The organism is Arthrobacter sp. B2060 (assembly GCF_059090445.1).
The window spans coordinates 54,443-76,876 of record NZ_JBNHFR010000012.1; the positions used below are offsets into that span (position 1 = coordinate 54,443).

The following is a 22,434-nucleotide window of genomic DNA, read 5'->3' on the forward strand; positions in this document are numbered from 1 at the left end:
CTGAAGGCCGGCCGCCATAGGACCTAGACAAGCCCCATCTGTGGAACGCTAAGCGGGACGGGCTGGTATTCCGCTGCGCCTTCCGTCGAATGCAGTCGGCCGTCCTGTCAGTTTCTTTATCCAGGTCTATCGCGGCGGCGGAATAGACGTGTGAACATCGAAGGTCTGGAATCGGAGTCGTCCTCTGCCACCATTGATTGATAGCGCTCCCTGAGGCTTTGCAGGAGCCGCTCATACTCAGCGCGATCGAAGGCAAACGTCTGATCCTCAAACAGCCAGGGCTGTGGCTCGTCGGTAATGCCATCCTGCCACCCAAACCGCTGCCAAGTAACGGTGTCAGCCGTCGTTCTCAGCTCCATGGTCATCGAACCGCACGCCTGATCGCCACACACAGGGCATATTAGGAGTGAGACACGTCCGTCAGCGAAGTCAGCCGGCGTGAGGGACAACAGACGGTCCAGTTGCTCCACGGCGGCGTGGGGCCAGTCGTCCCGAAGTGCCGTAGTCTCCTGCTCCGGCTTCGCCATCTCGTCCGGCACGATGAGCAACTCCCGGAGTGGTTGGCCGTCAACGAAGAAGTCGAGAAAATCGATCTGGTGCCTGTCTTTGCGCGAATAATCGTCGTAGAAGGCAGTCGCAGGCCCAACGCTCAATTGTCGCTTCCCGCTTCCCATGCCAATCAGTATCGCAGGAGACACCAGAGGTCGGATGGGTTGCTTGCCAAAGGACTTCATCCTTACCAAAAACGGGACGTGCCTCACCTATGCGTGCTCACGTTCCCATTGCGATTGACGAACCTCTATAGAGCTAACCCACGAGTGCTACCTGGGCTGACCTGCCTCGCCGGTATTCTGCGTCGCCTTGAGTTCTTTGATTCGGAGGCGGAGAAAGATGATGACCAGCACTAAGGCGTAGATCGCCATGATGGCGATGGCTGCCATCACTACGAAATAAAGAATCCCCAGTATTCCGACCGACACCATGCGAAGCCCCCACTATCTGTGTGTCTACTTGCCCAGGCTCCGAGGCTAGCACTGCTCACCGGTTGGTCATCTAAGGAACCCCTCACGGCACAAGTCGTCAGGTCTAGTCCATTTTCCTGAGGGAACCTTTACCGGAACGAAAGGGGCGGACCGAAAATCAATTCACCGCGGGGAGTACGCGTAGCTGGGAGAAGCAACGGCACGCGGCCGGCCAGGTGCCGGTCTTCTGGATGGGCTGTTTTGGTATCTGACCATGGTTTACGCTCTGGTCATGGCAAGCGGAGCTGAGGCCCGGTGAGTGTCCGGAAGGAGGCAAGGAAGCCACCCTTCGAGGTGATCTTCGCTGTTTGGGCGTTGTTGGCCGCCATAGCAGTGATGGACATCCTTGGCGCTCTGGCCATCTTCCAAATGGCGACAGAACCGAATCCGGCATGGCTGCCCTGGCTCTTCGGATTCATCCTGCTGCTATTTTCCCTGATCGGTGCCAGCTTCGTGCAAGCCCTCAAAGACGGCGACCAAAACATGCGCTACTACCTGAGCTACACCATCGTGCTGGGCGGGTTCGGCTTCTCTTGGCCGCCGTCGTGGAGGTGGCTAATCTTCCTGGTCCCGATCGTCCTCATCGGCCCACTGTGGCTGCCGCGGGCTCGACGTTTCTTCGACGACGCCCCGGACGACTCTTCCTCGGATACTGCCGGCCCGCGCGCGCCGGGGCCTGTCCCTTGAGACGTCAGGCTGGATTGCAAAATCTCGGCGTCCTGCACGTAAGCCTTTCCTTGCACGCTGCAGGAATTTGATGTCCGAACGGCCGCCGCTGAGCGTAGCATGAGGATCTCGCGAAGGAGGTCAACTTTGGGGCAAGAGTCGTTGGTTCCCGAGTGGGCATTTCCAATCCTGGCAACTCTTGGGGTGGGCCTCTTGATCCTAATTGTGCTGATCCCGATGGCGGTGGTCCGCACTCAGCGCGGGAGGGCAGCTGCTCAAACTGCGGGGGTTCGTGTTGAAGGTGTAAGGGCATCCAGGTCTCTTAAATTGGGGATTTTCTCCGGAAATGCTGCGTGAAAAAATTCGCTCGGTTGTGCAGAGCGAGAGAAGGTTTTCAAGAGTTGAAGAGACTCCCGGCGGCGGAGTAAAGGTTTTTGTCCGACATAATCTGTGGACCTGGGGTGAGGTCATCGAGGTTACATTCACTGAGACCGCAGACGGCACCGAAATCAACGCAACGTGCCGTCCCCGAGTCCCCACGACGCTTTTCGACTATGGCCAGGGCGGCAGTGACCTGGGCTTGTTTATCGACTTGCTGGTACACAGGACGGAATCCGGCCGGCGGGGCTATGGGACATAGGCTGTTGCGTCAGTTGGGTCATCAGCCGAACCTCAATCGGGCTCGAGAGGAACCTCCGACACTATCTGATGTAGTTCGCCGTGATTGTTTGCACTGCACCCCAAACGACCAAGAGCAAACCAAATAGAACTATGGCTATTGAAACCTTGCGCCTTGTGTCAAAGGGTTCACCTTTGACGCGAGGTTTGCTCGCGCCGTAGAAGGCAGCAGCCAGGCCGAGTACGGTTCCCGTCATCACGAGTATTAGGTTCATGCCTCACTCATTTCCACAGACTGTGGTAGCGGCAAATAATGAGTTGTGCGTGAGCCTACTGCTCTCCATCACCGGAGTAAATGGCGATCCGAACACTGCTCACGGCCCCTGAGCGCCAAGCAATCAACGACGACCGAACAGTCCCTATCGGGAACCCTTCACGGCACACTTCGATAGGTCTAGTCCATGTTTGCCCTTCCGGAACCCAGAACGTCGGAGCGTTTAGGGTTCCCGAGAATCCTCCTTAGGCGGGCAGTCCAAAGTCCTGGGACTCGTCCCCTTCATTCGGAGTTGACATGTCGTTTTCGCAATATCGGTTCGATCGAGCAACCCGGTTCGCTTGCCGATGTTCAGCCACAGAATTAGCGGAGGCAATCACGGGCGCTGCCTAGCCGTGACTCGGAAGACCGCCGCGGCGGGCGTCGAGCTGATCCTCGAGTGCCTGGATCTGCCGCAGCCTCTGTCGTGTGGTGGCTTCACCTTTGACGGCTATGACTGCATAGAAAAGCGCACTGATCCAGTAAAACCATGCACCGTCCGGGTCAACGAATGAGTCATAGAAGTTTAGGCCGACAATTCCGACCATCAAGATCGGAATCAGCCAGCGGCCAGACTTCAGATCTCGTCGCCTCTTGTTTAGGGCGGGACCCCAGTCAGCAAAAAGACTGGCGACGGGAAGCACGCCCGTGCGCAGCGCCAGCTCCAATGCCGCCGTCTGCTCGTCGCTGAGCCGGGTATCGTCCTCGACGGCGACATCGTCCTTGACGATAAGCCGCCCGAGGAGCGGGGCAAGAAAAGTGACCCCAAAGGCAAAGATCACTGACCATGGCCACAGATGATCCCGGAAGGAGGTTTGGGGAACAAGGGCCACTTGAGTGGCAACCCAAAGCTGGGCTGTTGCTATTAGCTGGAATGCATAGGGTAACCAGAAACCCGGACGACTCAACTTCCGGCTCCAAGTCCTCTTCATTGCTGCATGCCCCCATAGGCCATCAACCATGTCGGCGTTTCTTGAGAGGACTCTACGCCTTCCGCGACGACTGACAAGCGGAACGCGCTCAACGGACAGTTTCGCAGCACGAACACCGTCGAACCTGTTAACGCCCGCTACCGGCGCCCAGATCCTGGCCAACGGACGTTTCCCCGACCGGCGCTGAGCACCTTCGCTATCACTTTTAGGAGGAATCAACTAAATGCCGCCTGTGGAACCACCGTTAGACTGACAATCCCAAGGTGCTAGGAGCTAGCGGTGCGAATACTCATTGGATCCAGCAGTGCACAAAGCGTCCATGCTGTCGTAGCATCCACAGCCGCAGAGAAGGCTTCATGGCTTACTGGGATCGCTCTTGTCCCAGCAGCTCCTGGCGGGATCACGTTATCGACTCATGCGGAGTTGTTGGGCTCAGGAACGGTGCAGCTTGAAAGTTTAAGCTTGGCAGCAGTTTCAGCCGGGGCGGAAACCTTGCTGGGCGTCCCCTCAGCTCCCGTTGGCGAGCGGAGGACGTTCGAGGCTCATTTGTCGCTCACCGCACGGGAAGTTGCAGGCTTTCTCCACGTCGATTTGGAGTTGCCGCGCCTAGCGGCAGGCGAGCAGAGTGACGCATCAGCAGCGTGGGAGGAAGTGCCTCCAAACGGTCATGTTCTCTTGGTGGATACCCACATCATGGGCAGGGCGGAGATGGACATAACCTACCTGCTTTTTCGTTATGTCTGACGGAAACTCGTTTTCCAAACTGTCCGGACGCACCGCTGAAGGACCGGTGTCAACGCCGGCGCTTCCTTTGGTGAACGTTCTACGGGGCACCGCTGAAGACATAGAACCCGTAGAGAACGGCCGGACACCTACTCACCTATGACTGGTCCGCTTTACGGGGCCGGGTATCGTGGGCTGGACTTGGCAATAGCGCTCTGTGACATCAACCCGGGATGGAGCATTTAGGTGAAGAGATACACCATGGAGGATAGCTTCACGGTCTCGGGGGACGTTGATTTAATTACGCGTCGCATCGTCGATCGCTTGAGTTCCGCTGGGTTAAAACCAAATCAGGTTCAGAACAGTATTGAAGTCCGCACCGGATCGGATCTCCTGCTTCGTCTCTTTGGCTTCCTCTTGGCACCCAATAGCTTTCCTGTTGGGCTTACCGTGCAAGTGGTCGCAGATGAGGAAGGAACCAGGGTCAAGTCTTCCGCCTATGACCGGCTCGGATGGTACGTGAACAAGAAGCTCTTCTGGGGCGAAGATGTTCTCAATCGCAAGCTCACGGACCTGCTGAATGAAGTACGAGCCGCAGCCGGACAGTCGACGCTTCCTCTGGGAACCGCAACCTTCAATCCCTGAACCGCTACCAGATCGACGAGGAGTCATTGACGCCTCTTTGCATTCAGCCTTTGCGTTTCTTTGGCCCCTGGGAGAATCCGTCTGAGGAACCCTGATCGGGCTCCTTGGTGTGGCTCCGTCTCTTGTGTGGAATTTAGTCAGAATCCGGAAACTCAGTTACGAAGCCATCGTTCCATTCTTCAAAATCCAAGTCATGGGGGACGATCTCCAATTCACCCACCGCCTGCGGGTCTTGCCGCTGAACCGCATCGAGGGCGATTTGTGCGAGTTCCTCGATGGAAAAGAAACCCAGGAGACGAGTGGGGTTCCCTGATTCGATCTGGTCGTCTTGCTGGACTCTATACAAGCTAAAGATTTGGTTCACCGGTTACTCCCATAACTCGATCGGGTGGGCCAGAAGGCTGTCCAGCTCGATCCGGTGAATTGCGAACCCTTCCGGGGAATCTTTGAATCCCTCAAGGAGGGCATGCCTTCTCAAAGAGTCTGAGGCCTTCTCCTCCGAGCTGAAGACGCCGATGACCTTAGATGCCCGGCCGGCGAATAGGTCGGGATGGATGCGGGTGTGCAGCAGCAGGAAAACGGGCCCAGCCGATCGCGTCATTAGTTCCTCTGTTATCCCAAGCGCGGTTAGTAGTTCGAAGCCTACCGGCAAGACGTTTGGGTGCGTCGTGGTCCCGCGAGGAGTGAAGGCAGTTCAATTCGGTGCCACCCCAACAGCAAGGCGACTCTCCGCTTGAGCAACCCTAAGCGGACAGTCTTAGAGGGTCCTCCGTTACGAGAACACCAGGTTCAAGGTAAGCAACAGAATCCCGGTCGAGAAGAGCAAAACGCTGAAACCAATTCCGATGGACTCCATTGTCTTTATCTGTCGTTGCGCTTCATCCTGCTCGGGTCGAGGACGCCCGAACATCGTCATGGCGGTTTGGTATTGATACCGCGCTATGTCCCTGCGAAATACAAACCAAATCGCAGAGACGAGAAGAAGCATCAGCCCAAATCCGTTCGTGTTCGCGGTGCCCGGAGGCAAACCGAGCCCGTAAATCGCAAGCAAGTAAATGCCCGCGGCTGCCGCCACACACAAAGCAAACTGCAGCTGGCGACGTTTGTCGAACATCCGACGGGGATCCGTCCAACCCTGGCGGCTTGCCCTGCGCTCTAGAGTGCGTATCCATAGAAAGGTTGCTATGCCTCCGACAACGAAGAAGGCGCCGAAGACGACTAACAGGGGCTCGCGCATAGTACTGACATTATCTTGGCTGGCTGCTGAAAGGGCTGAGGCTGCTGCCTCCAACGGCGCAGCGGTCACTCCCCCAGACGTCGTGGTTATGTCGTTCCTTAGAGGAACGCTTAGCGGGCGGTTTCTCTTCGAGAGGTAGGTCCCTTAGCCCGGTCCATGCACCAGCATGCGTTGCCAAGAGGTGCCGCCAAGTCTGCCTGTGGCCCCGCCTACGTGCCAAGTATTGACGGGGATGGCAGAGATCGGGATCGTTTGCTTATCAATACTTACGGCGATCCAGGGATGGGTTGTAGCGAACAGATGAATAAACCAACTCCGAATAGTGTGCTGATCTGGTCTGTACTCGTCACTATTTGTCTATCGCTTGCCGTCCTCGGAAAAGGCCACCTGCTTTGGATTCCAATCGTCTTCGGAGCGGCTACATTACTGGCATTTCTTAACAACCTTCGGCTCGATCGCAACAGCCGCCGAAACCTCTAAAGCGTTCGGCCCCGCCCCATCATGGAACCCTGAACGGTCGCTGAGTCAGTCTGAAGGAATGCTTCAAAAATTTTTGGGGCTAATGATCGATACATTTCCGCTCTTCAAGCTCCGACGAAGGCAGTCTGCGATGCGGACAGCGTCTCCTTTTTACGCCGCTTCGCGGAGTTTGATGCTCAAGTGCGTGGATGGCAGATTTGCGCTTGCAATTGACTCTTCGATAATTGGGTCTTTCAAGCAAGGGTCGATCACGCCGCTCCGCGGGCCGGACACGCCCACGATCCAGCGGTCGGATGTGCCGGAGGTGAGGTCTGCACCGCCAGGGTTCACTGCGCAACTTCCCAAGGCAAGGGGAAGAACACTTATACCAACGATCCACTGGTATTTCGCCCTCTTGGCCGTTCCCTGAGCTCGCAGCATGGCCTGAGCATACTCCCGAAGATCGAAAGATTCCGCGAGAGAAAGTCATCTTGAGCTACCGGGGTAGAGCCATATAGCCAACGATGAACGGACAGCAATTCCCATTGTCTAGTGTTCCCATCGAACAAACTCTAGGATGGCCGCATGACGCCTCGACGCATTGGAACCGCTCTACTCTGTGTGGCGCAGTGAACGCCCTCCTGGGGACAATGTTGGCTTTGCAGTCCGCATCGAACGACGCCTGGGCATATGTCATCGTACTTAGCGGCATTGTTGTAATGATTTGCGGCTACCTGATCGGAAAACGCAAAAGCTGGACATGACCCCCATCAGGAACCTTCAACGGGAGGTTCGCGCGGGGAGCAGGGGCACCATCGACTTCATCGTGTAGGTAAGGGACACTTGAGCCTTAATCCCCCTTGGTGGGCCGCGTATCCATTCGATGGCATTTGGGAGTCAAGGAAGACCAATGGCACGTTTTTGGGATAAGAAAACACCGACTGTGACCCTTATCCTGTCTGGGATCGTGTGTATCTCGTTATTCATAGCTGTTTCAGATGACAGCCGCTTTGGCTATTGGCCCCCGATGGTTCTTTTAGCAGCCATTGCTTTTACTATCTTCAACAACCGCAGGATAGACCGTCAGGAAGCACGAAAACTCAAGGGCGATGCAACTGGTAGCTAGGATGCTTGGCCGAGCAGGACCTTCGGGGGTGCGGGCCTGGCGCCTACATCCGGACAGGGCGTTTCGGGGAACCCGTGGCGGCTCTTTCCCTCTTCGAGGGCCCGGCCTTCTTGGCTGCTGTGCTGCTGCGTCTATTTGGTGGGGGATCCGAGGCCGAACAGGCGGAGTAGGTACCTGACCGGTTGAGGTATGAGAGCCCGCTTTTTGTAGTGCTCTCGCAGGCCACGAAGAAGTTGCTCGTATTCGGTCCGGTCAAAGGTAAAAGACCGCCCCGGGAATGGCTGAGGCTCGTCATCGTCGGCGTCGCCCTGCCAGCCGAAATTCTGCCACGTTACTGTCTGCGACAGCAGGGTCAATTCCATGGTGAGTGCCCCGCACCACAGGTCGCCGCAGACTGGGCAGACCAAAAGCGAAACGCGCCCATCGTCATAGTCTCCCGGCAAGACTCCAAGCAGTCGGTCCAGGTAGTCCATCACTTCCTTTGGAAGCCAATCATCGCGCAGAACCGTGGTTTCCTGCAGGGGCTGCTGCTCCCAGTCCTCAGGGACATCCAGCAGATCCCGGATTGGCCGATCGTTTACGAGGAAGTCAAGAAATGCCACCGGGCGCTCACGTTGCTGATCACCATTCCACTCAACCAAGCTCGAGGTCGAGGGCGCAACGGTGAGCCGGGACACTGCGTTTTCCATGCATTCAGTATCCCGCGCTAACGTTCCCGCCGGCGGAGAAGCTTCTCTGATCCGCCGCATGCCGAACCTGCGTGAAGCGTGTTTTTATGCGGACGCGAGCGTGAACACGTCTCGTCGGCGTTTTACGATCCAGCGGTGAGTGGCGCCAGTTTCATCACGCGCAGTCACGGTCTGCTTAACCTGAAGGATGTCTAGGTCGTCCGGGGGTGTTGGGGTGCCTGTGCGCAGCATAAATTCGACGGTCAATCTCTCATTAATGCGCGGAATCAGCTTGTTCTCCCGGTTCCAATAGGCGAGTGTGAGTGCTAATTGCAGTCCGCCAAACACTAGGAGGACGCCCAAGTAAGGGCCATCTCCCATCCCCTGTCTCGTTCCGATGGTCGCGAGTATAAGCATCAGCCAGAGTGCCGAGCTGATCAGCATCCTTCTGACGAGACGGTCCCAAAACTCGTGGATTTCCGGAAATGTGAAGCTGATGGACTGCTTGCCGTGCATCGCGCCCCCTCGGAAGAGCGCAAATTCTGTACGCCGCTATCAATTTCGCACCTGAGTAAGTGGCCGTCAATGGCAACCATGCCGCCCCCTTGTCGTAAAAGCTTTCAAAACGTCCGAAAGGGCCCTGTCCGCATAACGTCCCGAAAGAGGGTCCCATACCGGGCAAACCCCGCAGCCACCAGAGCGAATAGAGCATCGTCCGAGCAGTGTCCCGCAAGACCCGTCCGGCGGCCCGTCCGGGGACGGGGTGTGATATGAGACACTGCTACTCATGCCTGAACTATTGGTCGGCTACGCCAGGGTTTCCACAGACGAGCAGGACCTCACAGCGCAACGGGACGCTCTTCTAGCCCTTGGCATCGAGGCATCACGGATCTACGTCGACCACGGTCTGACCGGCAGCAACACGAACCGCCCAGGCCTCCGTGAAGCGCTGGCAGCGTGCCGCGAAGGCGACACGCTCATCGTCACCAAGCTGGACCGGCTCGCCCGCTCTGTCCGGGATGCTCACCAGATCGCTGATGACTTAGCCGCACGCGGGGTAAAACTCAGCATCGGCGGTTCTGTTCATGATCCCACCGACCCGATGGGCAAGCTGCTGTTTAATGTCCTGGCCATGGTCGCTGAGTTTGAAGGTGACCTCATCCGCGCACGCACCCGGGAGGGGATGAGGGTGGCCAAGGCCAAGGGCCGGCTGCGCGGGAAGAAGCCAAAACTCTCGTCCAGGCAGGAAGCACACCTGGTTCAACTGCACGCCAATGGCGAACACACCATGTCCGAGATTGCCGAATTGTTCTCCGTGGGCCGTTCCACCGTCTACCGCGCGCTGGAGCGGTCCCGCCAGAAGCAGGAGCCGCGGCTGGCGCCTGACCATAACCGCCAGGGCAAGACCACCCCGTAGGGCCGCACCTCCTGGGGGCCATTCTCAGCAACGGTCACACGGCAGGCGCTCGGTCCGGCGCACGGCACGGGGGAAGGCGTGGGAATAACCTCCCGTGCTGGACGTTACACGGACTGGTAGATGCAAATGCATCTAAATCCGGTTACAGTTGAAGCAAGCCCGGAACAGTTCGGACAACGGAAGGCACATCATGCAGATCGGCGTATTCAGCGTCAGCGACATCACCACGGACCCCACGACGGGCCGGACGCCCACCGAGAACGAGCGCATCAAGGCGTCGGTGGCCATCGCCAGGAAGGTCGAGGAAATCGGCCTGGATGTCTACGCCATCGGCGAGCACCACAACCGGCCCTTCTTCTCCTCCTCCCCCACGACCACCCTTGCCTACATTGCCGCCCAGACCGAGCGCATCATCCTTTCCACGGCCACCACGCTGATCACCACGAACGATCCCGTGAAGATCGCCGAGGACTTCGCCATGCTGCAGCACCTCGCCGACGGCAGGGTGGACCTGGTGCTGGGCCGGGGCAACACGGCTCCCGTCTACCCCTGGTTCGGCAAGAACATCCAGGACGGGGTCGAACTGGCGATCGAAAACTACAGCCTGCTGCGCCGGCTCTGGGATGAGGACACCGTGAACTGGTCCGGCAAGTTCCGCACGCCGCTGCAGAACTTCACCTCCACGCCCCGGCCGCTCGACGGCGTGGCCCCCTTTGTGTGGCACGGTTCGATCCGCACGCCGCAGATCGCCGAGGTGGCTGCCTACTTCGGCGACGGCTTCTTCGCCAACAACATCTTCTGGCCCAAGGAGCACTACCAGCAGCTCATCGGCCTCTACCGCGAGCGCTACGAGCACTACGGCCACGGCAAGGCAGACCAGGCGATTGTCGGCCTCGGAGGGCAGTTCTTCATGCGGAAGAACTCCCAGGACGCGGTCAAGGAGTTCCGGCCGTACTTCGACAACGCCCCTGTCTACGGCCACGGCCCGTCCCTGGAGGATTTCACGTCGCAGACTCCGCTGACCGTGGGCAGCCCGCAGGAGGTCATCGAGAAGACGCTCACGTTCCGTGAGTTCTTCGGCGACTACCAGCGCCAGCTGTTCCTGATCGACCATGCCGGCCTGCCGCTCAAGACCGTTCTTGAGCAGCTTGACCTGTTCGGCGAAGAGGTGCTGCCGGTACTGCGCAAGGAATATGCGGCCCTGAAGCCGGCCCATGTCCCGGATCCGCCCACCCATGCCGGCCGCGTGGCCGCGAAGCTGGCCGCCGAGGACGCGGGCACGGAAGCCGTTGCCGCTTCTTCCGCCTCGGCGCCGGCACGGGAGGCGTGATGGCCGCCCGGACGACGCCGGCGGCGTCACCGGTGCGTCTCGCGGCCGAGACCTGGGAATCCCTGTTCCGCGCGCAGGTCGCCGTGATGCGGCGCCTGCAGTCGGGGCCGGCTTTCAAGGCTCTGGCCGTGAATGAGTACGACGTCCTGTTCACGCTGTCCCGGTGCCCCTCCGGCTGGCTGCGCCTGAACGAGCTCAACGACAACGTGCTGCTGAGCCAGTCCAGCCTCAGCAGGCTGGTTGAGCGGCTTGAAAAGCGGGGACTGGTGGCGCGGATGCAGGCCCCGGATGATGGACGGGGCATCCTGGTGAAACTCACGGACGAAGGGGCGGAACTGCAAAAACAGATTGGCCGCGAACACGTCCGGGATATCGCGGAGCTGATCTCACCGGCGCTGACGGCTGCCGAACAGAGGGAGCTGCTAAGGCTGACGGCGAAACTGCGCAACTCCCTGCCACGCTAGCCTGGGCGGCGGCGAGTTCTGCGTCAGCCCGGGGTGAGGACGCAGAACTCGTTGCCTTCCGAGTCGGTGAGGCACACCCATGGCACATCGCCCTGGCCAACGTCGGCGTCAGTGGCGCCCAGATCCAGCAGCCGGGCCACCTCTGCCGCCTGATCGTCACCGGGGTACGGCTTCAGGTCCAGATGGACACGGCCACACACGGTCTTCACGACGGGTGTGCGAAGGAACTCCAGATACGGGCCGACGCCCTTGGCCGAACGCAGCCTCGCGTGATCGTCGGTCACCTCGTGCAGGGTCCAGTCCATCGCCTCGCCCCAGAACCGGGCCATGGCCCGCGGATCCGCACAGTTGACCACCACCGCGGCGATCGGCCCGGTGTCGCAGTAGACGGATCGAGGCTCCAGCACGCGGAACAGGTTCCCCTCCGGGTCGGCCAGGACCGTCCACGGCACATCACCCTGGCCCACGGCCGCGGGCGTCGCGCCGAGCTCCACCAGGTGTGCGACCAGCTCCGCCTGATGGGCCGCAGAGGTCGTGGCGAGATCCAGGTGCGCGCGGTATCCCACCGTCTCAGGGTCCGGGACGGTGACAACATCGATGCAGACGGCGGCGGGATCGGGCCAGACGACGCCTACGGGTTCAACATTGGTCACGCCGGGTCCCTCGCTGGAAACGCCCCAGCCGAGCGCGTCTGCCCAAAACCGGCCGAGCGCTGAATCATCCCGAGCCTTGAAATTCACCTGAACGAGTCGCAACCCCATACCGCCCGACCCTATACGAGGCACTGCCCGATATGGGAGACATGCCTAGCGGAGGACGGCGAGTTTGTCCGGGTCCTCGGTCGGCAGCTCGCCGTTGACCACCGCAGTGATCTTCAGTTCCCGCAGCGACAGGCTTCCGCCCACGGTGGACAGGAAGGCCGTGTCAGAGGAGTCGCGGCCGGATGTGATCCTCAGCATCGTCTCCCTGGGGGCGAGCCCTGTGGGATCTATGACATGCCACGCGCCGTTGATGTGTGCCTCGGCCACGGCATGGAAGTCCATCGGCGACAGGCCGGGTGCGTACACCGCGGCCAGGCGCGCCGGCACGTTCTTGGCCCGCAGCAGTGAGATGGCCAGGTGGGCATAGTCCCTGCAGACCCCGCGGCGGTTCAGGAGTGTTTCCACTGCGCCGTCGGTTCCGCGGGACGAACCGCTGACGTAGCGGAGCTCGTTGCAGACCCAGTTGCGCACGGCGCGGAGGAGTTCCTGCCCGTGCAGGCCGCTGAATTCCGCATAGGACGTGGGGAGCAGCCGGTCCGATTCCGCGTACCGGCTCGGCCGGACGTAGCGGATGAGCTCCATCAGGGATGCTTCTTCCGGTTCGGCGAAACCCTTGACGGTGGCCGTATAGTCCACGGTGACTTCCGTGGGATCGGCGAACTCCATGTAGTGGAACCTGCCGCCATGGTGGTCGGAAAGCTCAGTCAGGGGAACCTGCTGGTCTCCGCCCGAGTCAGAAGTCGACACCGAAAGAGATTCGTCGAGGGAGATATAGCCCGGATTCCTGGCCACGGAAATGGCCAGGGCCGCCTTGGTATCGGCCACGGTCTGAAAGACCAGGCGTGCAGCCACAGTGCGTTCCATTATTCTCCGGAGTCTGAGGAAAGTGGAAGCCAGTCGCAGCTGCGGACCGTTGGGTATGCCGGCGGCAGCGGACTAGTTCTTGATCTCCAGAGACATTAGCATCCGTTGGACGTTGGCAAATTCGGAGCCTTCGTTCACGTAGTCCGCGGCCTGGTCCAGGGTGTCGAAGGCTTTCGCGGGTGCCACCTTCTCGTCCGGCGCGAAGGACTTCAGGGACCGCACATCGCTGAAGGAGTAATTGCCCTGGCCTTCCAGCCCGCGGACCACGTTCTGCAGCTGGCACGCCTTGGAGTCGGCTCCGCCCACCACATTCGTGATTCCGTAGGAGCCGAAGAACCGGTACCCCTGGATCACCCGGAACACCACATGCGGCGAAATCGTGCCCTCACCGCCGCTGTGCGGCAGTTCCACCGGCACACTGCTGACCACCACATAGGACTTCTTGGCGGCGGCGGTGCACGCTGCGGGCGCGGATTCCGGCAGCCCGGTCTGGAGGGTGGCCAGATAGGTACCCTCGGCGTCCTTGACCTCGATTTTGACTGCGCCGGGCAGTGTGCCCTTGTCCGGCTCCACAGCCTGGGCTATCCATTCCTTCGGCAGTTCGAAACTGACTTTCTTGGCGGGATCGGCGAAGACTTTCCAGGCCGACGCCGTCGTGCCGGGTTGGGCGGACGGGGCGCCTGACGCGGTGGCAGTCGGGGACGCTGTTGCCGGCGTTGCGTCGGCGGATGCGCTGCCGCCGCTTGGTTCCACGGTCCAGGCCGGGGAACCCTTGCTGTCATTGCCACAGCCGGCCAGGAGGGTCGCAGCGAGCAGCGCGACGGCGGCCGCACCGGTCCTGCGGGAAGCTGTCATCCCAGTCATGCCTCCAGCCTAATGTGCGGCACCGCCCGGCCAGGGTCTTCGGCCTTCGTGTTTCGCGGACGGAGCTGCGCCTTCCGGGATCCGCGCGTGCCGGGATCAGAAAGGAGGCTAGGCTGGGGACATGGCGGAACACGAGCTTGACGCAGCGGAGAAGGCCCTGGCGGGCATGTCCGCCGTCGACGTTGCTGACTGGCGGCTGCGTACGTTCGCCCTTTATGACAATGTCCGCAGAATCGCCGCGGACAACCCTGCGGAAGCGCATACGTACTGGCGGCAGGAGCGGGACCGCATGTTCGCCACGCACCCGGCGTCGGCCCTCACGGCGGAGGCTAAGGCGAGTTTCGGCGGCCTCAAGACAGCCGACTACGATCCGATCTACCGCTTCCACGTGCCCCTGACCAAGGAGGGCGCCGGCCGCGAGATCAGTGTGGAAACCGGCACCGACGGCCTCGTCAGGTTCTTGCGGCTGGGAACGTTCGATCTGCCGGAGATGGGTCAGCTGGCTGTCTGGAAGCTCATTGGCTACGGCGGAGGCATCTTCGTGCCGTTCCGCGACGCCACCGCAGGCCAGCCCGGCGGCAGCTATGGCGCCGGCAGGTACCTGCTGGACACCATCAAGGGCGCCTTTCACGGCGTCCGCGGCTCGGGCCCGGATGCGGCGTTCGTGCTGGACTTCAACTTCGCCTACAACCCTTCGTGCGCCTACAACGAGGCCTGGGCGTGCCCGCTGGCCGGTCCCGAGAACCGCCTCGCGGTCGACATCCCGGTGGGCGAACTGTACTGACGCGGCGCAATGTCAGCGGCATGGAGTTCACTGCGAACACCTGCCCCTGCCTAGGATGGCTGAATGACCCCTGCTCCCCCGCGCCGGATAGCCCGTGTCCGCCCCCTTTCCCCCACGACTGACGGGAGGACAGCACGGGGTGGTGAATGTGGCGAACAGTTCTACGTCACCAACGCGGCCGCTGGCTTCGAGACCGACGCCGGGCGGCAGTGGACGGTCATCGACAGCCCCTTCCCCGGCTCACCGGCCAACGCCAGCAGTGCGCCGCGGACCGGCTGGGAGCCCGGCGCCACGGTGCCGCAGGACGCCTTCCGGTTCCTGGCCCCCAGCGTCCCCGGCAATGTACTGGGCATGGCCCACAACACCGGCCGGGCAGGCCGTGACCTCCCGCCCCAGGCCTTCCACAAGGCGGCCACGAGTGTCGTCGGCCCTGGTCAGGCGATTGAACTGCCCCACGGAGCCGGCCTGGTGGAGCCGGAAGCGGAACTGACCGTCGTCGTCGGCCGCAAGGCCAAAGCCCTGACCCTCGACACTGCACGAAGCGCCATCCTGGGCTACACGATCGGCAACGACGTCACCGCCCGGGACCTGCAGAAGTCCGACGACCTCTGGCTCAGTGCCAAGAGCCAGGACACCTTCACGCCGGCCGGCCCCTGGATCGTCACAGGGCTGGATGCCGCCGACCTTCCCGTCAGCATCGTCCACAACGGCACCGAACTCTCGCCCGCAAGCACTGCTGACCTTGGCTGGAAAGTGGACGAAATCCTGGTCTACCTCAGCTCCTTCATGACGCTGCATCCAGGCGACCTGGTCCTCACCGGCTTCCCGGCCACGGCTGCAAGGCTCGCGGCCGGAGATACCGTCACCTGCCGGGTCGGCGGCATCGGCGAACTCACCAACCCGGTCAGGCTGGCCGCACCGCTGGATTAGCCCGCTTCGGCCCGCGAGCGCAGCTACCTGCTGGCGGAGCCGAGCGTGCGGACGCTTCCGACGGCGGCCCGCACGGCCACCGCCGCTGCGTCCAGGTCCGCTTCGGTCACCGAGGAATCGAAGCTGAACCTGACGGCGGTCTGGGCGACTTCAGCTTCTATGCCCAGCGCGAGGAGCACCGGGGAGGGCGCGTCGGATCCTGCGGCGCACGCCGAACCGCTGGAGCACACCACGCCCTGCCGCTCCAGCTCCAGCAGCACCGACTCCCCGCTGGTGCCCGGGAAGCAGAAGGACGCGACGGACGGCAGCCGGTGCACGGGATGGCCGGTCAGCACCGCTCCCGGGACTCCCTCCAGTACCGCGGCGATGAACCCGTCCCTGAGGCCCGTCACCCGTTCCGCAAGCCGCGCCTGATCCTTGTGGGCCAGGGCCAGCGCGGTGGCCAGGCCAACGGCCCCCGCCACGTTCTCCGTGCCGGACCGGCGGCCGCGTTCCTGGCCGCCGCCGTGCACGAGCGGCTCCACGCGGGTGCGGCCCCGCACGAACAGCACACCGCAGCCCTTCGGCGCCCCGATTTTGTGGCCCGAGATGCTGAGGGCATCGACCCCCAGGGTCTTCACGCCCACAGGCAGCCAGCCGGCGGCCTGCACGGCATCGGTGTGGAACGGCACGCCGTGCTGCCGTGCCAGTGCTGCCAGTTCGGCCACCGGCTGGACCGTTCCCACCTCGTTGTTGGCGAACATGATGCTGACCAGCGCCGTTTCGGGCACCAGCACGGCGGCCAGGGCGTCGGCGGTCACGCGCCCGGTGCTGTCCACCGGCACCACGTCCACGCTGAAGCCGTGAAAGCGTTCCAGGTAGCGGGCCGATTCCTCCACGGCGGGATGCTCGATGGCGCTGATCACCACCCGGTTCAGTGCCGGGTCCGCGGCCTGCCGCGCCAGCGCCATGCCCTTCACGGCGAGGTTGTCGGCTTCCGTTCCGCCGGACGTGAAAGTCACTTCGCCCGGGCGGCAGCCGAGCACGCCCGCCACCGTACTGCGGGCATCGGCGAGCGCCGTTGCGGCTGCCCCGCCCAGCGAGTGATGGCTGGACGGGTTGCCGAACTCTCCGGTGAGCAAGGGCCACATCGCTTCCAGCACTTCACGCCGGACGGGCGTGGTGGCGGCTGCGTCAAGAAAGATCATGGCCTGCTCAGCTGACCGTCAACTCGACGTCCAGGCCGAGGTCCAGGGACGTGACCGTGTGGGTCAGTGCGCCGATGGAGATGACATCCACGCCCGCCGCCGCAATGTCGGCGACCGTTCCCAGATTGACGTTGCCGCTGGCCTCCACCACGGCCCGGCCTCCCACCTGCCGCACACCGGCCCGCAGCTCCTCCAGGGAGAAGTTGTCCAGCATGATGGTGTCCACGCCGGCGGCCAGCACGGGCTCGATCTGATCCGCGCTGTCCACCTCGACCTCGAAATGCGTGGTGTGCCCGAGCTGCGCCTTGGCGGCCGCCAGGAGGGTGGTGAGCTGTTTGGGATCGCCCCCGGTCATCACGGCGAGGTGGTTGTCCTTGGCGAGCACGGCGTCGGACAGGCTGTAGCGGTGGTTTGCCCCGCCGCCGCAGCGCACCGCGTAGCGCTCCAGGACGCGCAGGCCCGGCGTGGTCTTGCGGGTGTCCGTGATGCGGGCCTTGGTCCCGTCCACGAGCCGGACGAACTCGGCGGTCCGGGTGGCGATGGCGCTCATGCGCTGGGCAAGGTTCAGTCCGACGCGTTCCGCAAGCAGCACGCTGCGTGCCCGGCCGCTGACCCGCGCAAGGCGGGTTCCGGCGTCGAACGCTTCACCGTCAGCCACCAGCAGTTCCACCTCAGTGTCCGGATCGACGAGCAGCATGGCGTCCCGGAAGACGGTGCCGCCACTGAAGACGCCGGGAACGCGGGCGTTCAGCACGGCCGTGGCCCGTGCTTCTGCCGGGATCAGCAGCTGCGAGGTGATGTCCCCGCTGGGCGCATCCTCGGCGAACGCCCGTTCCAGGATTTCCCGGACGGGTGCTGCAGGGAGGGTCAGGCTAGTCATGGACGAGGCTCGCTTTCCGGCTCATGGTGTAACGCGTATCAGTGTCTGCAGCGGCCGCCGCAGCCGGGACGGCGGGTGTGCCATCGGCGCGGTAGTGCGCCCCGAGCGACGTCCGCCTCTCCCGGGCGGCGTGGACCAGGAGCTGGGCGGACAGCAGAAGGTTCGCGTCCTCATGCTCCCGCGGGTCGTCCACGGTGGGCAGGTATTCGGGACGGACGACGGCGGCCCACGCCGCGAGCGCGGCCCCCGCCTCCCGCAGCTGCGCACCGGTTCGAAGCACACCCGCCTGGGCAGTCATCAGCCGCCGCAAGGCCTGGCGGGAGAACTCCCCCGGCTCAGCAAAGGACGTCTCAATCGGCCCCGGAGCAGGAGCGCTCTCGAACTCCCATGCTGACTCCCACTCAAGGGAATCACTGGCAGTCCGTCGCAGGTCCGATTCGGCGGAATCCACATCACCACCCAGGAACGCCTCGACTGCGCGCCGGCCGAAGACCAGCCCTTCCAGCAAGGAGTTGCTGGCCAGCCGGTTCGCGCCCTGGACTCCGGTGCGGGCGACTTCGCCGGCGGCGAAGAGCCCGGGCACCGTGGTGCGGCCGTGCAGATCGGTGGTCACGCCGCCCATCCAGTAGTGGGCTGCGGGCGCGACGGGGACGAGTTCCGTGGTCCAGTCGACGCCGGCCTCACGCGTGCGCCACGTGATGGTGGGGAACCGGCGCTCCAGATATCCGGGCCCCTTCACTGCCTCGATCACGCGGGCGTCGAGGTACACATGGCCGTTGGGATCGCCCAGTGCCGAGAGGTGGAGGGCGATACAGCGGGAAACGACGTCCCGCGGGGCGAGCTCGGCGTCCGCATGGTAGTCCGGCATGAAGCGGTGGCCACGGGCGTCCACGAGGATGGCGCCCTCACCGCGGACTGCTTCGGAGATCAGCAGCGGGTCCTGGTTGCCCTCGGATTCAGCGGCTTCGGCGCTGCGGACCATGCAGGTGGGGTGGAACTGGAAGAACTCGAGGTCCGTCACGGCCGCACCCGCCCGCCAGGCGAGCGCCAGGCCGTCAGCGGTGGCAACGGAGGGGTTGGTGGTCTGGGCGAAGAGCTGCCCGGCGCCTCCGGTGGCAAGCAGCACAGCGTCGGCCTCAATGCTTTTCAGCTGGCCGTCGTGCAGGTACTCCACACCCGTCACGCGCCGGCCGGTCCGAACGAGCGCCGTGGTGCGCGCATGGCCCAACAGCCGGATTTTTCCGCAGGCCTGAGCGGCCAGCACGGCGCAGATCAGGGCGTTGGCTATCCCCGCCCCGGTGGCGTCGCCCCCGGCGTGCAGGATCCGCGGCGCAGAGTGGGCGGCTTCAAGACCCAAGGCGGGATCGCCGTCGTCGTCCAGGTCAAAGCGCACGCCGAAGCGTTCCAGCCCTGCGATGTCCCGGCGCGCCTCGGTGCAAAGCACCCGCACGGCGTCCGGGTCGCAATGGCCGGCGCCGGCCTTCAGCGTATCCGCGATGTGCGCTGCCACCGTGTCCCCGGGCGACGGTTCGTCCAGGACGGCCGAAATGCCGCCCTGGGCGTAGTACGTGTTGCTGTCCGCGAGCGCGGCCTTGGTGAGCAGCACGACGTCGGCCCCTGCTTCCGAGGCGAGCAGGGCCGCGTAAAGGCCGGCGATGCCGCTGCCAACGACAATCAGCCGGCGGCGGCCGGGCGCCGGGGGTCCGCTGGATGTGGTCATCCGTGCCTCACTTCGGGTTACTAGGGTTTGGCGGCCAGCATGCGCTCGAGAGCGGTCCTGGCGTTCTGCTGCACCGCGTCATCCACGGTGATGCGGTTGACCACGTGGCCTGCGACGAGTTCCTCCAGCACCCAGGCCAGGTAGCCGGGGTGAATCCGGTACATGGTGGAGCACGGGCAAATAACGGGGTCCAGGCAGAAGATGGTGTGCTGCGGGTACTGGGCCGCGAGGCGGTTCACCATGTTGATTTCGGTGCCGATCGCGAACACCGTCGGTTCCTCGGCGGCCGCGATGGCCTTTTGGATGAAGTCCGTGGATCCGGCGGAGTCGGCGGCATCCACCACCTCCATGGGGCACTCGGGGTGGACAATCACGTTGACGCCGGGAAATTCAGCGCGGGCCTTCTCGATCTGCGCCACGGTGAAGCGCTTGTGGACGGAGCAGAACCCGTGCCAGAGGATCACCCGGGAGTCCAGCAGCGCCTGTTCGTCGTTTCCGCCGAGCTCCTTGCGCGGGTTCCACATGGGCATCTGCTCCAGCGGCACGCCCAGCGCTTTGGCGGTGTTGCGGCCCAGGTGCTGGTCCGGGAAGAACAGGACGCGCTGGCCGCGCTCGAAGGCCCATTCCAGCACGGTCTTGGCGTTGGAGGAGGTGCAGACGATGCCGCCGTGCTTGCCGCAGAAGGCTTTGAGCGCAGCCGACGAATTCATATAGGTGACGGGGATGACCGGAACACGGCCCTCGGCGTCGGGCTCGGTGCCGAAAATTTCCTCCAGCTGTTCCCAGCAGTCCTCTACGGAGTCCTCGTCGGCCATGTCCGCCATGGAGCAGCCGGCAGCGAGGTTGGGCAGGATGACCGCCTGCTCCGGCTTCGAGAGGGTGTCGGCGGTCTCCGCCATGAAGTGCACGCCGCAGAACACGATGGCCTCGGCGTCAGGCCGGGTGAGGGCGGCATTGGCCAGCTGGAAGGAGTCGCCGACGAAATCGGCGTACTGCACCACTTCGTCGCGCTGGTAGAAGTGCCCCAGGATGACGGCACGGTCGCCCAGGGCGTCCTTGGCTGCACGGATGCGGGCATCGAGCTCGGTGTCGCTTGCGAGCTTGTACTCCTCCGGGAGCTGGCCCTGCCGGGGCGTCGAGGGCGGTGCCACGTCGGCGCTGGAGGCTCCCGGACCGTACGCGGGGACGCCGGCCAGGGCTTCGGCCAGGTCATAGTCCCAGGGGCCTTTGGCCAGTGCCGGGCTGCAGGTGCTGCCGGCAGCCGCTGCGCCTTTCTCGGCCTGTTCACGCGTGATCAGCTGGATTGCTGTGTTGACGCTGCTCATGGGGTGCTCCTGTTATCTGGGTCAAGGCCGGGGCGGCCGGTAAATCGGTAGAGACGTGGCGGGCGGTGTTTGCCGCCCTGGAGGTACTCACCGGTTTCTTCGATGTCCGGTGTGGCCTTGATGTGGCGGCGGAAGTTGGCCGGGTCCAGCCTGGTGTCCAGGACGGCTTCGTAGACCTCCCGGACCTGGGCGAGGGTGAAGTATTCGCCGAGGAAGTGGTACGCGATGGAGCCGTAGGTGAGCTTGTTCCGCAGCCGCCAGAGGCCATAGTCAACGATCGCGTTGTGGTCGAAGGCCAGGTCCCCCAGCCTGTCCGCCCGGAACCATCTGACATTCTCCGACTCGCCGGTGAGCGCGGCCTCGGTGGGCTGGACCAGCGCCCAGTAGACAATCGACACCACACGCTGGGTGGGTGAGCGGTGCAGGCCGCCGAAGGCGTACAGCTGTTCGAGGTAACTCGGCGTGAGGCCGGTGGTTTCACGCAGGTTCCGTGAGGCGGCGTCCTGCAGGGATTCCGAGTGGGTCAGGGGGCCGCCGGGGAGCGCCCAGAGGCCCTTGAACGGTTCCCGGATGCGGCGCACCAGCGGCAGCCACAGCGTCGGACGGCCCGAGGCCTCGCTGGGACGGAGGGCGAAGATCACCGTGGAGATGGCCAGCGACGGCGGCGCAATCTGCCGCTCCGCCACGTTGGCTGAGGTGGTGTACACGGTTTTTCACCCGCTTCGCTGCGTCATCGGGCCGATCCTGCTGACCGCCCTCCAGTTAAAGTCACAATGACTAAAACTGATTCTACGGCCCACCGGACTTGGAGCAAAATGTTGCAGCTGGGCGTGCCCTGGCAAGAGGGGCGGCCGCCGCCGCTACCTGTGCTTGCCGGCTGCCTCGGCTTCCAGAAGTGGGAGCGTCCGGCCCTGGAAATGGGTGTTGAGCACGATCACCGAGGAGGAGCGCACCACCGTTTTCGTGGCGATCATGGCGTCGAGCACGCGCTGCAGGTCCGGGTTGGAGCGGGCGGCGATGCGGGCCATCAGGTCCGAACTGCCGGACACCGTATGGATCTCTATCAGCTCCGGAATCTCCGCGAGCGCCTCAACGACGGCGTCGTGCCCCAGGTCCTGGTTGATAGTCAGCGAGCAAAATGCCACGACCGGAAAGCCGAAATGGGAAGGGTCCGGAAGCGGCACCCACGATCCGATCACACCACTGTCCGCCATGCGGTCCAGCCGCGCCTGCACTGTAGCGCGGGCGACCTTGAGCACCCGGGAGGCTTCGAGCACCGAGGCCCGCGGTGCATCGGTAAAGAATCGGACAATTTTGGCGTCCAGTCCGTCGACCACCATCGCTATTCCCCACCCCTTGGGATGCCGTCAACGCAAGATGGAGCCGATCCGGCACTTATCCTGCACAATTTGCATCCATGGTCTCACACGCGGATGCAGTGGCGTCCGTTACAAGGCGGTAAATTCGGAACGTCCCAAAAGGGCCCCTCTCCCACCGAC

25 protein-coding genes are annotated in these 22,434 nt (G+C 63.0%); 8 read left to right on the forward strand and 17 right to left on the reverse strand.

The annotated features are described in order from the left end of the window. Positions 1 to 116: 116 nt before the first annotated feature. Positions 117 to 674, reverse strand: a complete 558-nt coding sequence (locus tag AC5RUM_RS18385) for a hypothetical protein (protein ID WP_494036300.1) — start codon at positions 672 to 674, stop codon at positions 117 to 119. Between the two features lie 147 nt (positions 675 to 821). Then, on the reverse strand, positions 822 to 983 hold the full coding sequence (locus AC5RUM_RS18390) for a hypothetical protein (protein ID WP_494036301.1): 162 nt from the start codon (positions 981 to 983) through the stop codon (positions 822 to 824). 333 nt (positions 984 to 1,316) lie between these two features. Between AC5RUM_RS18390 and AC5RUM_RS18395 the strand changes: the two genes are divergently transcribed. Beyond that, positions 1,317 to 1,709 carry a hypothetical protein gene (locus tag AC5RUM_RS18395; RefSeq protein ID WP_494036302.1) on the forward strand — a complete coding sequence of 131 codons (393 nt, stop codon included), beginning with the start codon at positions 1,317 to 1,319 and terminating at the stop codon, positions 1,707 to 1,709. Between the two features lie 1,260 nt (positions 1,710 to 2,969). Here AC5RUM_RS18395 and AC5RUM_RS18400 read toward each other — a convergent pair. Continuing rightward, positions 2,970 to 3,401, reverse strand: a complete 432-nt coding sequence (locus AC5RUM_RS18400) for a hypothetical protein (RefSeq protein WP_494036303.1) — start codon at positions 3,399 to 3,401, stop codon at positions 2,970 to 2,972. Positions 3,402 to 4,520: 1,119 nt separating this feature from the next. Between AC5RUM_RS18400 and AC5RUM_RS18405 the strand changes: the two genes are divergently transcribed. Next, positions 4,521 to 4,919: a hypothetical protein gene (locus AC5RUM_RS18405; RefSeq protein ID WP_494036304.1), complete on the forward strand. Its 399-nt coding sequence runs from the start codon at positions 4,521 to 4,523 to the stop codon at positions 4,917 to 4,919. A gap of 133 nt (positions 4,920 to 5,052) precedes the next feature. Here the strand turns inward: AC5RUM_RS18405 and AC5RUM_RS18410 are convergent, their stop codons facing one another. The 3 genes from AC5RUM_RS18410 to AC5RUM_RS18420 all read right to left on the reverse strand — a co-directional run bounded on the left by AC5RUM_RS18410 (position 5,053) and on the right by AC5RUM_RS18420 (position 6,156). After that, positions 5,053 to 5,283 carry a hypothetical protein gene (locus AC5RUM_RS18410; protein WP_494036305.1) on the reverse strand — a complete coding sequence of 77 codons (231 nt, stop codon included), beginning with the start codon at positions 5,281 to 5,283 and terminating at the stop codon, positions 5,053 to 5,055. 3 nt (positions 5,284 to 5,286) lie between these two features. Next, entirely contained in the window at positions 5,287 to 5,520 is a 234-nt protein-coding gene (locus AC5RUM_RS18415) for a DUF7336 domain-containing protein (RefSeq protein ID WP_494036306.1), read from the reverse strand. A 171-nt stretch (positions 5,521 to 5,691) separates the two neighbouring features. Continuing rightward, positions 5,692 to 6,156, reverse strand: a complete 465-nt coding sequence (locus AC5RUM_RS18420; protein WP_494036307.1) for a hypothetical protein — start codon at positions 6,154 to 6,156, stop codon at positions 5,692 to 5,694. Positions 6,157 to 7,525: 1,369 nt separating this feature from the next. Between AC5RUM_RS18420 and AC5RUM_RS18425 the strand changes: the two genes are divergently transcribed. Next, positions 7,526 to 7,741: a hypothetical protein gene (locus AC5RUM_RS18425; protein WP_494036308.1), complete on the forward strand. Its 216-nt coding sequence runs from the start codon at positions 7,526 to 7,528 to the stop codon at positions 7,739 to 7,741. A gap of 131 nt (positions 7,742 to 7,872) precedes the next feature. Here the strand turns inward: AC5RUM_RS18425 and AC5RUM_RS18430 are convergent, their stop codons facing one another. Continuing rightward, positions 7,873 to 8,430, reverse strand: a complete 558-nt coding sequence (locus AC5RUM_RS18430; RefSeq protein WP_494036309.1) for a hypothetical protein — start codon at positions 8,428 to 8,430, stop codon at positions 7,873 to 7,875. 84 nt (positions 8,431 to 8,514) lie between these two features. Next, a complete protein-coding gene (locus AC5RUM_RS18435; protein ID WP_494036310.1) occupies positions 8,515 to 8,925 on the reverse strand; it encodes a hypothetical protein in 411 nt (136 codons plus the stop codon). Between the two features lie 271 nt (positions 8,926 to 9,196). On the opposite strand from AC5RUM_RS18435, the gene AC5RUM_RS18440 reads away from it, so the two are divergent. From AC5RUM_RS18440 to AC5RUM_RS18450, 3 genes are all read left to right on the forward strand, one after another. Next, positions 9,197 to 9,826, forward strand: coding sequence for a recombinase family protein (locus tag AC5RUM_RS18440; RefSeq protein WP_494036311.1), 630 nt, complete (start codon positions 9,197 to 9,199; stop codon positions 9,824 to 9,826). A gap of 190 nt (positions 9,827 to 10,016) precedes the next feature. Beyond that, entirely contained in the window at positions 10,017 to 11,156 is a 1,140-nt protein-coding gene (locus AC5RUM_RS18445; RefSeq protein ID WP_494036312.1) for an LLM class flavin-dependent oxidoreductase, read from the forward strand. Continuing rightward, the gene (locus tag AC5RUM_RS18450; RefSeq protein WP_494036313.1) at positions 11,156 to 11,620 is read left to right on the forward strand and encodes a MarR family winged helix-turn-helix transcriptional regulator; all 465 of its coding nucleotides are present in this window, start codon (positions 11,156 to 11,158) and stop codon (positions 11,618 to 11,620) included. Before AC5RUM_RS18445 ends, AC5RUM_RS18450 begins: the two co-directional genes overlap by 1 nt. Before the next feature lie 23 nt (positions 11,621 to 11,643). On the opposite strand, the gene AC5RUM_RS18455 is transcribed toward AC5RUM_RS18450, so the two are convergent. From AC5RUM_RS18455 to AC5RUM_RS18465, 3 genes are all read right to left on the reverse strand, one after another. Beyond that, on the reverse strand, positions 11,644 to 12,381 hold the full coding sequence (locus AC5RUM_RS18455; protein WP_494036314.1) for a VOC family protein: 738 nt from the start codon (positions 12,379 to 12,381) through the stop codon (positions 11,644 to 11,646). A gap of 45 nt (positions 12,382 to 12,426) precedes the next feature. Continuing rightward, complete coding sequence (locus AC5RUM_RS18460; protein ID WP_494036315.1) at positions 12,427 to 13,245, reverse strand: transglutaminase-like domain-containing protein; 819 nt, start codon at positions 13,243 to 13,245, stop codon at positions 12,427 to 12,429. Positions 13,246 to 13,317: 72 nt separating this feature from the next. Then, the gene (locus tag AC5RUM_RS18465; RefSeq protein WP_494036316.1) at positions 13,318 to 14,109 is read right to left on the reverse strand and encodes a hypothetical protein; all 792 of its coding nucleotides are present in this window, start codon (positions 14,107 to 14,109) and stop codon (positions 13,318 to 13,320) included. A gap of 121 nt (positions 14,110 to 14,230) precedes the next feature. On the opposite strand from AC5RUM_RS18465, the gene AC5RUM_RS18470 reads away from it, so the two are divergent. Continuing rightward, positions 14,231 to 14,893: a DUF1684 domain-containing protein gene (locus tag AC5RUM_RS18470; protein WP_494036317.1), complete on the forward strand. Its 663-nt coding sequence runs from the start codon at positions 14,231 to 14,233 to the stop codon at positions 14,891 to 14,893. A gap of 63 nt (positions 14,894 to 14,956) precedes the next feature. Beyond that, positions 14,957 to 15,823, forward strand: a complete 867-nt coding sequence (locus AC5RUM_RS18475; protein WP_494036318.1) for a fumarylacetoacetate hydrolase family protein — start codon at positions 14,957 to 14,959, stop codon at positions 15,821 to 15,823. Positions 15,824 to 15,846: 23 nt separating this feature from the next. On the opposite strand, the gene AC5RUM_RS18480 is transcribed toward AC5RUM_RS18475, so the two are convergent. From AC5RUM_RS18480 to AC5RUM_RS18505, 6 genes are all read right to left on the reverse strand, one after another. After that, positions 15,847 to 17,010: a cysteine desulfurase family protein gene (locus AC5RUM_RS18480; protein WP_494036319.1), complete on the reverse strand. Its 1,164-nt coding sequence runs from the start codon at positions 17,008 to 17,010 to the stop codon at positions 15,847 to 15,849. Between the two features lie 7 nt (positions 17,011 to 17,017). Beyond that, positions 17,018 to 17,890 carry a carboxylating nicotinate-nucleotide diphosphorylase gene (gene nadC / locus AC5RUM_RS18485; RefSeq protein ID WP_494036320.1) on the reverse strand — a complete coding sequence of 291 codons (873 nt, stop codon included), beginning with the start codon at positions 17,888 to 17,890 and terminating at the stop codon, positions 17,018 to 17,020. Continuing rightward, complete coding sequence (nadB, locus tag AC5RUM_RS18490; RefSeq protein WP_494036321.1) at positions 17,883 to 19,610, reverse strand: L-aspartate oxidase; 1,728 nt, start codon at positions 19,608 to 19,610, stop codon at positions 17,883 to 17,885. The genes nadC and nadB overlap by 8 nt, the downstream gene beginning before the upstream one ends. Before the next feature lie 20 nt (positions 19,611 to 19,630). Next, positions 19,631 to 20,935, reverse strand: coding sequence for a quinolinate synthase NadA (gene nadA / locus AC5RUM_RS18495; protein WP_494036322.1), 1,305 nt, complete (start codon positions 20,933 to 20,935; stop codon positions 19,631 to 19,633). Next, a complete protein-coding gene (locus tag AC5RUM_RS18500; protein ID WP_494036323.1) occupies positions 20,932 to 21,642 on the reverse strand; it encodes an NUDIX hydrolase in 711 nt (236 codons plus the stop codon). Before AC5RUM_RS18500 ends, nadA begins: the two co-directional genes overlap by 4 nt. Before the next feature lie 153 nt (positions 21,643 to 21,795). Further along, a complete protein-coding gene (locus AC5RUM_RS18505; protein ID WP_494036324.1) occupies positions 21,796 to 22,275 on the reverse strand; it encodes an Lrp/AsnC family transcriptional regulator in 480 nt (159 codons plus the stop codon). Positions 22,276 to 22,434 lie beyond the last annotated feature (159 nt).

Excerpts from the sequence above, each read along its gene's own strand:
- AC5RUM_RS18385 (WP_494036300.1), bottom strand. The coding sequence starts at position 674 with ATGGGAAGCGGGAAGCGACAATTGAGCGTTGGGCCTGCGACTGCCTTC.
- AC5RUM_RS18390 (WP_494036301.1), bottom strand. The coding sequence starts at position 983 with ATGGTGTCGGTCGGAATACTGGGGATTCTTTATTTCGTAGTGATGGCA.
- AC5RUM_RS18415 (WP_494036306.1), bottom strand. The coding sequence starts at position 5,520 with ATGACGCGATCGGCTGGGCCCGTTTTCCTGCTGCTGCACACCCGCATC.
- AC5RUM_RS18420 (WP_494036307.1), bottom strand. The coding sequence starts at position 6,156 with ATGCGCGAGCCCCTGTTAGTCGTCTTCGGCGCCTTCTTCGTTGTCGGA.
- AC5RUM_RS18425 (WP_494036308.1), top strand. The coding sequence starts at position 7,526 with ATGGCACGTTTTTGGGATAAGAAAACACCGACTGTGACCCTTATCCTG.
- AC5RUM_RS18430 (WP_494036309.1), bottom strand. The coding sequence starts at position 8,430 with ATGGAAAACGCAGTGTCCCGGCTCACCGTTGCGCCCTCGACCTCGAGC.
- AC5RUM_RS18435 (WP_494036310.1), bottom strand. The coding sequence starts at position 8,925 with ATGCACGGCAAGCAGTCCATCAGCTTCACATTTCCGGAAATCCACGAG.
- AC5RUM_RS18440 (WP_494036311.1), top strand. The coding sequence starts at position 9,197 with ATGCCTGAACTATTGGTCGGCTACGCCAGGGTTTCCACAGACGAGCAG.
- AC5RUM_RS18445 (WP_494036312.1), top strand. The coding sequence starts at position 10,017 with ATGCAGATCGGCGTATTCAGCGTCAGCGACATCACCACGGACCCCACG.
- AC5RUM_RS18450 (WP_494036313.1), top strand. The coding sequence starts at position 11,156 with ATGGCCGCCCGGACGACGCCGGCGGCGTCACCGGTGCGTCTCGCGGCC.
- AC5RUM_RS18455 (WP_494036314.1), bottom strand. The coding sequence starts at position 12,381 with ATGGGGTTGCGACTCGTTCAGGTGAATTTCAAGGCTCGGGATGATTCA.
- AC5RUM_RS18460 (WP_494036315.1), bottom strand. The coding sequence starts at position 13,245 with ATGGAACGCACTGTGGCTGCACGCCTGGTCTTTCAGACCGTGGCCGAT.
- AC5RUM_RS18465 (WP_494036316.1), bottom strand. The coding sequence starts at position 14,109 with ATGACTGGGATGACAGCTTCCCGCAGGACCGGTGCGGCCGCCGTCGCG.
- AC5RUM_RS18470 (WP_494036317.1), top strand. The coding sequence starts at position 14,231 with ATGGCGGAACACGAGCTTGACGCAGCGGAGAAGGCCCTGGCGGGCATG.
- AC5RUM_RS18475 (WP_494036318.1), top strand. The coding sequence starts at position 14,957 with ATGACCCCTGCTCCCCCGCGCCGGATAGCCCGTGTCCGCCCCCTTTCC.
- AC5RUM_RS18480 (WP_494036319.1), bottom strand. The coding sequence starts at position 17,010 with ATGATCTTTCTTGACGCAGCCGCCACCACGCCCGTCCGGCGTGAAGTG.
- nadC (WP_494036320.1), bottom strand. The coding sequence starts at position 17,890 with ATGACTAGCCTGACCCTCCCTGCAGCACCCGTCCGGGAAATCCTGGAA.
- nadB (WP_494036321.1), bottom strand. The coding sequence starts at position 19,610 with ATGACCACATCCAGCGGACCCCCGGCGCCCGGCCGCCGCCGGCTGATT.
- nadA (WP_494036322.1), bottom strand. The coding sequence starts at position 20,935 with ATGAGCAGCGTCAACACAGCAATCCAGCTGATCACGCGTGAACAGGCC.
- AC5RUM_RS18505 (WP_494036324.1), bottom strand. The coding sequence starts at position 22,275 with ATGGTGGTCGACGGACTGGACGCCAAAATTGTCCGATTCTTTACCGAT.